Origin of the sequence: Rhizobium alarense (assembly GCF_021555155.1) — a bacterium.
Taxonomy (GTDB): domain Bacteria; phylum Pseudomonadota; class Alphaproteobacteria; order Rhizobiales; family Rhizobiaceae; genus Rhizobium_D; species Rhizobium_D alarense.
Map to the genome: position 1 here is coordinate 16,566 of NZ_JAKGBU010000007.1, position 12,326 is coordinate 28,891.

General features: G+C 66.7%; 14 protein-coding genes. 8 read left to right on the plus strand and 6 right to left on the minus strand.

Features of this window, described 5'->3' with window-relative positions; genetic code table 11:
• The first annotated feature begins 154 nt into the window (after positions 1-154).
• The 4 genes from rpe (at position 155) to purB (ending at position 3,458) form a co-directional block, all read left to right on the plus strand.
• On the plus strand, positions 155-832 hold the full coding sequence (gene rpe, locus LXM94_RS03550) for a ribulose-phosphate 3-epimerase (RefSeq protein WP_235769768.1): 678 nt from the start codon (positions 155-157) through the stop codon (positions 830-832).
• Complete coding sequence (locus LXM94_RS03555) at positions 829-1,569, plus strand: DUF2259 domain-containing protein (protein WP_235769769.1); 741 nt, start codon at positions 829-831, stop codon at positions 1,567-1,569. The genes rpe and LXM94_RS03555 overlap by 4 nt, the downstream gene beginning before the upstream one ends.
• 2 nt (positions 1,570-1,571) lie before the next feature.
• Positions 1,572-2,087 (plus strand): hypothetical protein, encoded by a 516-nt coding sequence (locus tag LXM94_RS03560; protein ID WP_235769770.1) that lies wholly within the window; start codon positions 1,572-1,574, stop codon positions 2,085-2,087.
• A 63-nt stretch (positions 2,088-2,150) separates the two neighbouring features.
• Positions 2,151-3,458, plus strand: a complete 1,308-nt coding sequence (gene purB, locus LXM94_RS03565; RefSeq protein ID WP_235769771.1) for an adenylosuccinate lyase — start codon at positions 2,151-2,153, stop codon at positions 3,456-3,458.
• 145 nt (positions 3,459-3,603) lie between these two features.
• Here purB and LXM94_RS03570 read toward each other — a convergent pair whose 3' ends face one another.
• Positions 3,604-4,407 carry a DUF2189 domain-containing protein gene (locus tag LXM94_RS03570; protein WP_235769772.1) on the minus strand — a complete coding sequence of 268 codons (804 nt, stop codon included), beginning with the start codon at positions 4,405-4,407 and terminating at the stop codon, positions 3,604-3,606.
• A 168-nt stretch (positions 4,408-4,575) separates the two neighbouring features.
• Here LXM94_RS03570 and LXM94_RS03575 point away from each other — a divergent pair, with 168 nt between their 5' ends.
• A complete protein-coding gene (locus LXM94_RS03575) occupies positions 4,576-5,130 on the plus strand; it encodes an RBBP9/YdeN family alpha/beta hydrolase (protein ID WP_235769773.1) in 555 nt (184 codons plus the stop codon).
• 105 nt (positions 5,131-5,235) lie between these two features.
• Positions 5,236-7,806 carry a sensor domain-containing protein gene (locus LXM94_RS03580; protein ID WP_235769774.1) on the plus strand — a complete coding sequence of 857 codons (2,571 nt, stop codon included), beginning with the start codon at positions 5,236-5,238 and terminating at the stop codon, positions 7,804-7,806.
• An 88-nt stretch (positions 7,807-7,894) separates the two neighbouring features.
• Here the strand turns inward: LXM94_RS03580 and LXM94_RS03585 are convergent, their stop codons facing one another.
• The 4 genes from LXM94_RS03585 to LXM94_RS03600 all read right to left on the minus strand — a co-directional run bounded on the left by LXM94_RS03585 (position 7,895) and on the right by LXM94_RS03600 (position 10,429).
• On the minus strand, positions 7,895-8,254 hold the full coding sequence (locus LXM94_RS03585; protein WP_235769775.1) for a phasin family protein: 360 nt from the start codon (positions 8,252-8,254) through the stop codon (positions 7,895-7,897).
• Positions 8,255-8,439: 185 nt separating this feature from the next.
• The gene (locus LXM94_RS03590) at positions 8,440-8,643 is read right to left on the minus strand and encodes a DUF3126 family protein (RefSeq protein ID WP_235769776.1); all 204 of its coding nucleotides are present in this window, start codon (positions 8,641-8,643) and stop codon (positions 8,440-8,442) included.
• A gap of 92 nt (positions 8,644-8,735) precedes the next feature.
• Positions 8,736-9,569, minus strand: coding sequence for a serine O-acetyltransferase (cysE, locus tag LXM94_RS03595; RefSeq protein WP_235769777.1), 834 nt, complete (start codon positions 9,567-9,569; stop codon positions 8,736-8,738).
• Positions 9,570-9,646: 77 nt separating this feature from the next.
• Positions 9,647-10,429 carry an alpha/beta fold hydrolase gene (locus LXM94_RS03600; RefSeq protein WP_235769778.1) on the minus strand — a complete coding sequence of 261 codons (783 nt, stop codon included), beginning with the start codon at positions 10,427-10,429 and terminating at the stop codon, positions 9,647-9,649.
• Positions 10,430-10,595: 166 nt separating this feature from the next.
• Here LXM94_RS03600 and LXM94_RS03605 point away from each other — a divergent pair, with 166 nt between their 5' ends.
• Together LXM94_RS03605 and LXM94_RS03610 are read left to right on the plus strand one after the other, a co-directional pair.
• Entirely contained in the window at positions 10,596-10,841 is a 246-nt protein-coding gene (locus LXM94_RS03605; protein ID WP_235769779.1) for a zinc-finger domain-containing protein, read from the plus strand.
• A 52-nt stretch (positions 10,842-10,893) separates the two neighbouring features.
• Positions 10,894-12,063 carry an FAD-dependent monooxygenase gene (locus LXM94_RS03610; RefSeq protein ID WP_235769780.1) on the plus strand — a complete coding sequence of 390 codons (1,170 nt, stop codon included), beginning with the start codon at positions 10,894-10,896 and terminating at the stop codon, positions 12,061-12,063.
• Positions 12,064-12,084: 21 nt separating this feature from the next.
• Here the strand turns inward: LXM94_RS03610 and LXM94_RS03615 are convergent.
• Positions 12,085-12,326, minus strand: a 242-nt coding sequence (locus tag LXM94_RS03615; RefSeq protein ID WP_235769781.1) for a PLP-dependent transferase, incomplete at its 5' end; no start/stop codon positions are given.

A 12,326-nucleotide genomic window follows, 5' to 3' on the forward strand; every position in this document is an offset into this window, starting at 1 on the left:
GGCGCGCGCCATCGCCCGCGCCGTGCACGATGCGACGCCTGCTCCCGGCGATCGCCTGCCCTGCTGGAGCGACGGCTGACATGCCGGTTGTCGCATCCGACCCTTGGTGCTATGGCGGGCCCGTCCCGATGAGCCGCCTGCGGAGCCCCAGACCATGACCCCACCGATCCGGATCGCCCCCTCCATCCTCGCCGCCGACTATGCGAAGCTCGGCCAGGAGGTGCGCGACGCGGTCGAGGCCGGCGCCGACTGGATCCATCTCGACATCATGGACGGGCATTTCGTTCCGAACATCTCCTTCGGCCCGGATCTCATCAAGGCGTTGCGGCCGCACACCAAGGCCTTCTTCGACTGCCATCTGATGATCGCGCCCGCCGATCCCTATCTGGAGGCCTTCGCCCGGGCCGGCTGCGACGGCATCACCGTGCATGCGGAAGCCGGGCCGCATCTCGACCGCTCGATCCAGGCGATCCGGGCGCTCGGCAAGCGCGCGGGCGTCGCAATCAACCCGGCGACGCCGGAAAGCGCCATCGAATACCTGCTCGACAAGCTCGACCTGATCCTGGTCATGACGGTCAATCCGGGCTTCGGCGGCCAGGCGTTCATTGCCGCGATGGAAGAGAAGATCCGCCGGGTGAAGGCGATGATCGGCGAACGGCCGATCGAGATCGAGGTCGACGGCGGCATCGCGCTCGACACGATCGCGACGCCGGCCGCCGCCGGGGCAAACGTCTTCGTCGCCGGCTCCGCGATCTTCAGCGGCGGCAGCGTTGACGCCTATCGCAAAACCATCGACACTCTGCGCGCGAACGCCGAAGGAGGGCGCGGGTGAAACGACTGGCTGCCGCCGCCCTCACCATCAACCTGCTGGGCGCGGCAGTCGTTGCGCCGGCGGCCGTCGCGGGTGACTTCGCCGGGCTCGATCCGCTCGGCTTCTCGGCGGACGGCCAGGTCTTCGCCTTCGAGGAGTTCGGCACGCAGGACGGCTCGGGTTTTCCCTATTCCAATCTCTATTTCATCGATACGCAAGCCGATCGCTACCTGCCGGGCACGCCGGTGCGCGTGCGGCTCGACGACGAAAGCGCCGGCCTCGGGGCGGCACGGGCGAAAAGCCGGCAACAGGCAAGGACGCTCATCGAGCGCTACAGGCCCGAAGACAATCCGGGACTTCTTGCCGCCTTCAACGCCCCGACCGAACTCAATGTCGGCAAGACGACGCTGCGCTACCGCGCCTTCGCCGTCGAGCCGCCGGCCGGCGAACCGTTCACCGTAGCGCTCGCGGAAATCGACCTGCCGGTGGCCGAAAAATGCCGCGACCTGTCGCCGGAAAGCGGCGTCGGCTTCCGGCTGACGCTGACCGAGACGGATGGCACGCCGGCCGACCGCCTGATCCATGAGGACGACCGGGTGCCCGAGAGCCGCAACTGCCCGCTCTCCTACCAGCTGTCCGGCGCCATGACCTATCATCCGCTCGGCGCGCCGGCGGTGCATGTGGCGCTCGTGCTCGTGCGCAGCCTCGGCTTCGAGGGGGCGGACGGCCGCTGGATCGCCGTGCCCTTCAGGCCCTAGCGATGGAGATACCCCTTGCGTCCCGTCGCGCCCCGGCCCCGGATCGCCGCCTGATTCCCGCCCTCGGCTCGCTTGTTCTCGGCGCCCTGCTCTGGGGCACCTTGATGGCCGCCTGCGCGATGGTCTCGCTCTACCTGCGCAACCGGCTCCTGACGCCGCATGTCGGCGGCATCGCGCTCCTCTTCTTTTCGGGCGGCCTTGCCGCCTGGCCGTTCGTTGTCCTCGCCGCCAGGCTCGTTTCGCGAAGCCGTGCGACGGAGAAGCGTTTCGCCGCCGCCTTCGTGGCGATATCCGTCGGCACCATCGCCATGACGGCCTTTCTCTTCGCCATGGAATACCGCACCTTCTTTTCCCAGTGGCACCAGCCCTTCCCGTCGCGCATCTGGTTCTTCCAGTTCGTCTTCACCGCGGCGAACGCCGTCTACCAGTTCGCCGTCATGGGACTCAGCCTCTATCTGCCGGCGGGGCTGCCGGTGCTTGCGGCTGCCAGCCTGTGGCTTGCCCGCGCCATGCGTTGAGATTGCCGCCCATCTTTGTTAAAGGGGCGCCGACTGTTCCTCCCCGAAGAAAGCTGAAAGCCGATGATCCCCCGCTATTCCCGCCCGGACATGGTCGCCATCTGGTCGCCCGAAACCAAGTTCCGCATCTGGTTCGAGATCGAGGCGCATGCCTGCGACGCGCTCGCCGAGCTCGGCGTCATTCCGAAGGAGGCGGCGAAGACCATCTGGGACAAGGGCGGCAAGGCGACCTTCGACGTCGCCCGCATCGACGAGATCGAGGCCGTCACCAAACATGACGTCATCGCCTTCCTCACCCATCTGGCAGAGATCGTCGGCCCCGACGCCCGCTTCGTGCACCAGGGCATGACCTCGTCGGACGTGCTCGACACCTGCTTCAACGTCCAGCTCGTGCGGGCCACCGACATCCTCATCGACGACATGGACAAGCTGCTCGCGGCGCTCAAGCGCCGCGCCTTCGAGCACAAGGACACCGTGACGATCGGCCGCTCGCACGGCATCCACGCGGAACCCACCACCTTCGGCGTGAAGCTCGCCCTTGCCTATGCCGAGTTCGAGCGCTGCCGCAAGCGCCTCGTCGCCGCCCGCGAGGAGATCGCGACCTGCGCCATTTCGGGCGCCGTCGGCACCTTCGCCAATATCGACCCGCGCGTCGAGGAACATGTCGCGAGCGCCATGGGCCTTGCCGCCGAGCCGGTCTCGACCCAGGTCATCCCGCGCGACCGCCATGCGATGTATTTCGCGACCCTCGGCGTCGTCGCCTCGTCGATCGAACGGCTCGCCACGGAAATCCGCCACCTGCAGCGCACGGAGGTTCTCGAAGCCGAAGAGTATTTCTCGCCGGGCCAGAAGGGCTCCTCCGCCATGCCGCACAAGCGCAACCCAGTTCTGACGGAGAACCTGACGGGTCTTGCCCGCATGGTGCGCGCCTTCTCGATACCGGCCATGGAGAACGTCGCGCTCTGGCACGAGCGCGACATCTCGCATTCCTCCGTCGAGCGCATGATCGGCCCGGATGCGACGGTGACGCTCGATTTCGCCCTCGCCCGGCTCACCGGCGTCATCGACAAGCTGCTTGTCTATCCGGACAACATGATGAAGAATCTCAACAAGTTCCGCGGCCTCGTTCACTCGCAGCGGGTGCTGCTTGCCCTTACGCAAGCCGGCGTGTCGCGCGAGGACAGCTACCGTCTCGTCCAGCGCAACGCGATGCGGGTCTGGGAAGAGGGCAAGGACTTTCTCGAAGAACTGCTCGCCGATACGGAGGTACGGGCGGCCCTGCCGGAAGCCGATCTGCGCGAAAAATTCGACCTCGGCTACCACACCAAGCATGTCGACACGATCTTCCGGCGGGTGTTCGGCTCGAACTGACGGGCGGGTGGTCGGCACGGCCTTGCCACGGGCAAGTGCCGTGCGCTCGTGACGCAGCGGATGCTCTTTGCGAAAAAGGCGATGGCGCGAGGTCAGAGCGCCATCGCCTCCCCTCTGATGGGCGGCGCCGAAGCGTGCCGCCCGCTCAGTCGGTATCTGCGACGACCAGCTTGCGATAGAGATGCCAGGTCGCATGGCCGAGGATCGGCATCACCACGGCAAGTCCGGCGAAGACCGGGATCGTGCCGATCACCAACGCGACGGCGACGATGAAGCCCCACGCGGCGACGGGGATCGGATTGGCGATCGAGGCACGGATCGACGTCTCGATCGCCGCGACCATGCCGACGTCGCGGTCGAGCAGCAGCGGGAAGGCGACGACAGTCGTCGCAAGCGCCACCACCGCAAAACAGAAGCCGATCGTGTTGCCGGCAACGATCAGCAGCAGACCTTCCTCCGTTCCGAAGACGGAAGCGAGAAAGAGTGACAGCGACTGCGGCGGCATCTCGCCGAACAGGCTCGTATAAAGCCCCTGGGCGATCAGCAGCCAGGCGACGAACAGCACGGCGAGCATCAGGCCGACGCCGAGGATCGCCGGCAGCGCCGGTGAATGGCGCACCGCCAGCGCATGCCGCCAGGACGTGTCCATGCCCTGTTCGCGGCGACGGCTGATCTCGTAGAGGCCGAGCGCGAAGAACGGCCCGAGCAGGGCGAAGCCGGCCATCAGCGGAAAGATCAGCGGCAGCAGGTTGGCGCCGGAGCTCCAGGTGACGAGCACGATGCCGGAGATCGGGTAGATGAGGCAGAGGAAGACATAGTGGGACGGCTTGTCGTAAAAGTCGTCGAGGCCACGCTTCAACGCATCCCAGACATCGGCCATGGCGACCCGCCGAACAGCCGGATGGGCGATGCGGTCGCCGGCGCCCGCCAGCACATGAAACGTCGTCATGACCATTCCTCCTCATCGGTTGGAACCGTCACGGCCGTCACCACGGGTGTACCGTCCTCGCACCACCACGATGGAACCGTGACTGGCATCGGCGCGATCCTAGCACCGAAGGAGCGATTTGTCCCGGCTCTTGACTTCAGCACTTCGTGAACGCACATGGCGGCCATCATGAAAGCATCCGAAGCAGACATCCTCATCGTTCCGGGCTACACCAATTCCGGCCCTGGACACTGGCAGACCCGCTGGCAGGCAAGGCTCTCGTCCGCCCGGCGCGTCGAACAGGCCGCGTGGTCGAAGCCGGTGCGCGACGACTGGGTCGAGCGCATGATCGAGCACGTCGAGGCCGCCACGCGTCCGGTCGTCGTCGTCGCCCATTCGCTCGGCGTCGCGACGGTGATCCATGCGGTGCCGCATGTCGGCGGGAAGATCGCCGGTGCCTTCCTCGTCGCGCCGCCGGATGTCGCCAATCCCGCGATCCGCCCGAAACACCTGATGACCTTCGGTCCCTATCCGCGCGATCCCCTGCCCTTCCCGTCGCTCGTCGTCGCCAGCCGCAATGATCCCTTCGGCACCTACGAACATGCCGACGACATCGCCGCAGCGTGGGGATCGCTGATCGTCGATGCGGGCGAAGCCGGCCACATCAATGCGGAATCCGGCCACGGCCCCTGGCCGGAAGGCACGATGGTCTTCGCGCAGTTTCTCAGCCGCCTGAAACCCTGACGGCGGTGCCGCAGCGCGTGCAGGGCTTGCGCATTGCAATTAAGGGCATCTTCACGAAATCATGGCATGGTGCGTTGGTTTGTTGCTAACGGGCGCCGGCGCTTCATGGCCAGAACCTTCGACCAGCCTTCGACGCGCGCCGACACGTCGGATCGGGCCGGATTCGAGTTCTTCTTCTCATCAGCTCCCGCCGCGATGGCTCTCGTCTCCCGCGACGGCGCAGTGCTTCGCCACAATGCGGCCTTCGAGGCGCTCGCCGGCGGACATTCGACCCGGAATTTGGCGGACCTGGTTGTCGAGGCGGATCGCGCCCGAATCCGGACGCTGCTCGCTCTCCCCGATTTCACCATCCCGACACCCGCGGAGGTGCGGCTTTCGGGCGGGACGGCGGAGCCTGCCTGGGCACTGCTCAGCCTCTGGCCAGTCGCCCGCGGCATCGCCAGCTCCGGATCCCGGGTGCTGCAGTTGATCGACATCGACGCCCGCAAGCGCGAGGAGATCGACCTGAGGGAGCGCGAGGCGCGATGGAACAACGCGCTCGAGAGTGCCAGCCAGGGCGTCTGGGACCACGACTTCGCCCGCGGCAACCTGTTCTATTCCCGCCGCTGGAAGACGCTGCGCGGTCTCGCGCCCGATGCGGAGGTCGACGGCAGCCTGGAAAACTGGATCCAGCTCGTCCATCCCGACGACCGCGTGCGCGTGCTTGAGGAAATCCGCAAGCAGGAGAACGGCGAAGCGCCGTTCCATGTCTTCGCCTATCGCGAGCGCCACGCGGACGGCCACTGGATCTGGATCGAGAGCCGCGGCGCCGTCGTGGACTACGACGACAACGGCAAGCCGTCGCGCATTGCCGGCACGGACACGGACATTACGGGGCGCAAGGAGGCCGAGGCACGGCTCGAACAGATGTCGCGGCGGCTGGCGCTCGCACTCGACGTCTCGCAGATCGGCGTCTTCGAGGCTGACCTCGAAGGCGACGAACTGCACTGGGACCGCCGCATGATGGAAATCTACGGCCGGTCGGCGCCGGTCACCTGCGGCGACGATTGGTACAGGACGATCCACCCGGAGGACCGCGCCGCCGCCACCCGTGTCGTCGACGATGCCCTCGCCCGCCAGTCGCCTTTCGTCAATGCCTACCGCATTCTGCGCGAGGACGGCGAGGTACGCCACATCCGTGCCCGCGCTGCGCACTATCTCGACGCCGACGGTAAGCCGCGGCTTATCGGCGCAAACTGGGACGTCACGGAAGATGTCCGCCGCCAGCAGGAGCTGCAGCAGGCCCGCACGCTTGCGGAGGCCCGCGCCGCGGAGCTCGAGGCGGCGCGGTCCGAGATCGAACACTCGGCGCTGCACGACCATCTGACCGGCCTGCCGAACCGACGTTATCTCGATCGCTTCCTCTCGCAATGCGCGACAGGTGCGGCGGGTACCCAGCGTCTGGCGCTTCTGCATATCGATCTCGACCGCTTCAAGGAGATCAACGATACGCTCGGCCACAAGGCGGGCGACCGCATGCTCGTGCATGCCGCCGACCTGTTGCGCGCCCATGCGCGAGGCGAGGATTTTGTCGCCCGCGTCGGCGGCGACGAATTCGTCTTCGCCGCCTGCGGCAACCAGGAGCGCAACCTTGCCGAGCTCGCCAGCTCCATCGTGGGCGCGATGCGCGAACCGGTGACCATCGACGGCCACATCTGCCGCTTCGGCGCAAGCATCGGCATTGCCACCGACGTCGGCGGCCAGACCGATGCGCACCAGCTCCTGATCAATGCCGACCTCGCGCTCTATCGCGCCAAGAACAAGGGGCGCGGCCGCCACGAATTCTTCTCCCACGAAATCCAGACGCAGATCAGCGCCAGTCGGCAGACCGCCGACGAGATCCTTGCGGGGATCGAGGAGTGTCGGTTCGTGCCGGTCTATCAGCCGCAGTTCTGTGCCCGGTCGCTCGACTTCGCCGGCGTCGAGACGCTGGCGCGCTGGGAACACCCGCGCCGCGGACAGCTTGCGCCCGACAGTTTCCTGGCGATCGCGGAGGAAATCGGCGTCGTCGCCGCGATCGACCGGCAGATCCTCGAGGCAGCCGTCGCCGACCTGCACCGCTGGGAGGCGCTTGGAATCGCCGTGCCGAAGCTTTCCGTCAACGTGTCCTCCAGGAGGCTGCACGAACCGGATCTCGGCACCGCGCTGCAGGCGCTCGACGTCGATCCGCGCAAGGTTTCCTTCGAACTCCTCGAATCGATCTTCCTCGACGACTGCGACCGCACCGTGCTGGAGAACCTCGCCGACATCCGGCGCTTCGGGATCGATATCGAGATCGACGATTTCGGAACCGGCCATGCCTCCATCGTCAGCCTGCTGAAGCTGCGGCCGCGGCGGCTGAAGATCGACCGGCAGCTCATCCGGCCGATCGTCCGCTCGCCGGCGCAACGCAAGCTCGTCGGAACGATCATCGAGATCGGCCGCTCGCTCGATATCGGTGTCGTGGCGGAAGGCGTGGAGACCGCTGCCCATGTGGCGATCCTGCGCGAGCTCGGCTGCGACCTCCTGCAGGGCTACGCGCTGGCCCACCCGATGGGTGCGGATGCGCTCGTCGAATTCGTGAAGGGCGAAAGCTGGCGGACGACCGATTCTCCCGTGCACCGCTACCAGGAGCAGCTGAAGAGCAGCCTCGGCTGAGGCACGCCCGGCGCACGGTCGTCGCCGCATGAAAACGGCCACCCGGCTTTACGCCGGATGGCCGCAAACAGGTCGGACCCGCTTTGTATCAGGCAGCCACGGACGCGGCGCTCTTGACGGCGGCGGTCGCCTTCGCGACGGGCGCTTCGTAGGGCTTGTAGGCCTCCTTGGCGAGATCGGCGTACATTTCGCCGATCTTGGTCGCCTCGGCAACGTAGCCCTCATAGGCGGACTTCACGTAGCTCGACTGAAGCTCGAAAGCCGCTTCGATGCTCTTGACGCCCGTCAGCTTCTCGAAATGCGCGAAGCTGTCCTCGAAGGACTTCTTCGAATAGTCGGCGGCCTCGGTGGCAATCGCCTGCATGCCCTTGGCCATGGAGGAATAGCTCTTCATCATGAGTTCCACGGCTTCCTTGCTCTTCTTGTTGGTATCGTCGAAGTTAAACATCTTCATCTCCTTGTCTCCACCCGGATGATTGCAATTTATATGCAACGCACAAAAAAGTCAATGAAATGGTGCATCGCAATAATTCCATACGATTGCAAAGGCTTGATGACGAAACCTGGCGAAATGCAAAAGCCCGGCCAGAAAAACCGGGCCGGGCTGCAGAATACGCAAACGAAGACCTGCGATCACAGGTCGATATCGAGGATCGCCATCGAGAAATTGTAGGAAAGTTCGCCGTCCTCGTCGTCGCGGAAGATCACGCCGAGGAACTCGTCGGCGAGATAGACCTCGGCCGATTCATCCTTGCGCGGGCGCGCCTTCACGATCATGTCCTTGTTGAAGTTGCGCTTCAAATAGGCTTCGAGCTTCCTGATTTCTTCCGGCTTCACGGCGTGTCTCCATCACGGGTTCGATTGGCGCGCTTCTCGCACCTGTGCGGACCCCTGTAAACCCTGCCGGGGCCGCGCCGACCGCTTTTCCCTCAGATGTCGAAGACGGCGGCGGCGAGCAGCTGGTCCATCGCGCGCGACGGTTCCGAACACCCCGCCTCGCCGACGACCTTCGCCGGCACGCCCGCTGCCGTCGACTTCGGCGGTATGTCCTTCAGCACGACCGAACCGGCGGCGATGCGCGAGCAATGGCCGATATGGATGTTGCCGAGGATCTTCGCGCCGGCGCCGATCATCACGCCGTTGTCGATCTTCGGGTGACGGTCGCCGCCCTCCTTGCCGGTGCCGCCGAGGGTGACGCCGTGCAGGATCGAGACGTTGTCGCCGATGACGGCAGTCTCCCCCACGACGAGGCCCGTCGCGTGGTCGAGGAAGATGCCCTTGCCGATCCGCGCCGCCGGATTGATGTCGGTCTGGTAGACGCTCGACGATCGGCTCTGCAGATAGAAGGCGAAGTCGCGCCGGCCCTTCTGGTAAAGCCAGTGCGCCAGGCGGTGCGTCTGAATCGCATGGAAGCCCTTGAAATAGAGGACGGGCTCGATGAACCGGGTGCAGGCCGGGTCGCGGTCGTAGAAGGCCTGGATGTCGACGCGCAGCACCGCGCCCCATTCCGGCCAGTCGTCGAGCATTTCCTCGAAAGTCTGGCGCAAGAGGTTCGCCTGAAGGTCCGGATGGTCCAGCCGCTCGCAGACGCGGTGGACGACGCTGTCCTCCAGCGAACGATGGTTGATCACCGTCGAATAGAGGAAGGCCGCGAGCAGCGGATCCGCGGCGGCAGCGCTGCGCGCCTCCTCCCGGAGGCTGTCCCAGATCGGGTCCATCACCTTCAGTTTCTCACCGGCGCGCATGTCATGAGTGGCGACCATAACCGTCTCCTGATCGTCTGGGTCTGAAGGCATTATATAGGTCGCCGGCGCGGAATGCGAGATGGCGGCGAACGGCGCTATGCCCCGATCTCGGCGTAGAAGTCGAGGACCGCCTTCTTGAAGACGCGGTCGCCGACGGCGAGCATGTGGTCGCGGTTCGCAATGTCGAGCGCGCGCGCGTTGGGCATAAGATCGGCGAGCGGCTGCGGCGCGCCGGCAATGTCGTCCTTCGTGCCGACGCCGATCAGGGCCGGCACGTCGATGCGCGCCATGTCCTGCGCCGAGAGGAGATCGCGCGACGTCATGATGCAGGCGGCAAGCGCCGCACGGTCCGATTTCGTCTGGTCGGCGAAGGCGCGGAACATGCGGCCGCGTTCGTGCGTCACGGCGTCGAGAGACGGCGCGAGCAGCGCGTCGGCGATCGGGTCCCAGTCGCCGACGCCGGTGACCATGCCGATGCCGAGCCCGCCGAAGACGACGGAGCGCACGCGGTGCGGGTGGCCGAGAGCCAGGAAGGCGGTGATGCGGGCGCCCATCGAATAGCCGAAGACATGCGCCTCGGGGATCGCGAGATGGTCGAGCAGCGCCGCCGCGTCCGACGCCATCTTCGGCACGCGGTAGGCCTGCGGGTCGTGCGGCTTGTCGCTCGCGCCGTGGCCGCGGTTGTCGAGCGCGATCACCCGGTAGCCCGCGTCGCCGAGCGTCTTCAGCCAGCCGGGATAGACCCAGTTGACATTCGCGCTGGAGGCAAATCCGTGAATGAGCAGCACGGGTTCGCCCGCAGCATCGCCCTCGTCGAAATAGCGGAGCGAGAGGCCGTCGTGGCGGAAAGCGGAGAAAGGCGGGGGATTGAGATCCATGGGCGGGTTCCTGCAGCCGGGACGACCGGCACCGTTCCGCCCTCCTTAGGCGAGATGGCCGGTCGAGGCAATTTCGCAGGCCCGCGACGGAATTGCGACTACACATTTTCGACGAGGGGCGATATGGTCCGCCCCGACCCCAGACGGAGCGACTTCGGAGAATTTCATGGCCGGCCACAGCATTCCCCATTTCCAGAACGACGGCGGCCATCCGGTGATCGAGATCGGCGTCAAGGAATTCATGTGCGTCGGCGCATCCGTTCCCTTCGATCACCCGCATGTCTTCCTCGACATGGGCGACGACAACGAGAAGGTCTGCCCCTACTGCTCGACGCTCTACCGCTACAATGCATCCTTCAAGGCGACTCAGACGAACCCGGTCGGCTGTACCTTCACCAACCAGGCAGCGTGAGCGGGCGGCACCACGCCTTGGCGGCGGGAATCATCACCGGCAGCACGGCGCCATGAGCCCGCGCGGCGTTGCGATCGTCGGCGCCGGCGTCGCGGGCCTGGCGGCAGCCCTGTGTTTCGCCCGCAAGGGCATCGCGGCCGACATTTTCGAACAGGCCGACGCGTTGCGCGAGGTCGGCGCGGGACTGCAGATATCCCCCAATGCCGCCCGGATTCTCGGCGACCTCGGCCTGCTCGACGCGCTCCGCCAGCGCTGGAGCGAGCCGGAACGCGTCAGCCTGCGCTCCGGCCTCACGCTGAAGCGCCTCGCCGATGTCGACATTTCGGGGAATGCCGCCCGCTGGGGCGCGCCCTACGGCGTGCTGCACCGGGCGACGCTCCAGGCCCTGCTGCAGGAGGCCGTGCGGCGCGAGCCCCTGTGCAGCCTGCATCTCGGCACCCGGATCCAGAATGCCGCAGCCGATGCGCTGACCGAGCACACGGGCTATCGCCCGGACCTCGTGGTCGGCGCGGACGGCGTCTGGTCCAAGCTGCGCAGCCATGTGCCGGGCGCCGAGCCGCCGCTCTTCTCCGGCAGCGTCGCCTGGCGGATGACGGTGCCGATGGGGGAGATGCCGGACCTTTTCGACCGCAGCGCCGTGACGGCTTTCGCCGGACCCTCCGCCCACCTCGTCGCCTACCCGCTGCGCGAGGCGGACAGTTTCAACCTCGTGGCGATCCATCGCGCGCCGGATCCGGGCAAGGGCTGGCGCCACGAGGCGTCCTCGGCAGCGCGCGCGGCACTCGCGGCCGCCTTCTCCGGCTGGCACGGGGACCTGGCCGGCCTTCTCGCCCGGGTCGACGGTGCCACCTTCTGGCCGCTCCATTCCGTCGAAGACGGCCGCTGGTACGACGACCGCGAATGCCTGCTGATCGGCGATGCCGCCCATGCGATGACGCCCTTTGCGGCCCAGGGAGCGGCGATGGCGATCGAGGACGCGGCGGAACTCGCGGCGACCCTCGCCGATGACGCGGGGGCGGATCTCGCGGGCAGGCTGCGGAGCTACGAGAGCGAGCGGCGGCGGCGCGTCGCCCGCGTGCGCTCGCGCGGACGCCTCAATGCGCTTGCCTATCATGCGGCCGGCCCCCTCGCCGTCGCCCGCGACCTTCTGCTCGCGATGCGCAGCCCGGCATCGCTCGCCGCCGACCTCGACTGGCTCTACGGCTACCGGACCCGCTTCTGAGGCATCGCGGCAGGTCGCCGGCTACACCGCACGCGCGGCGGCCAGTCCCCGTTCGATGTCGGCACGGATGTCGGCGACGTCCTCGAGGCCGATCTGGAGCCGGAGCACCGGCCCCTCCGCCGGCGCCGTGCAGACCCTGCGGTCGTTGAGGCTGACATGCACGGCGAGCGATTCATAGCCGCCCCAGGAATAGCCGAGACCGAAGATGCGCAGGGCATCGAGGAAGGCATGGGCCTTCGCCTTGAAGCGTTCCGGCGCACCGC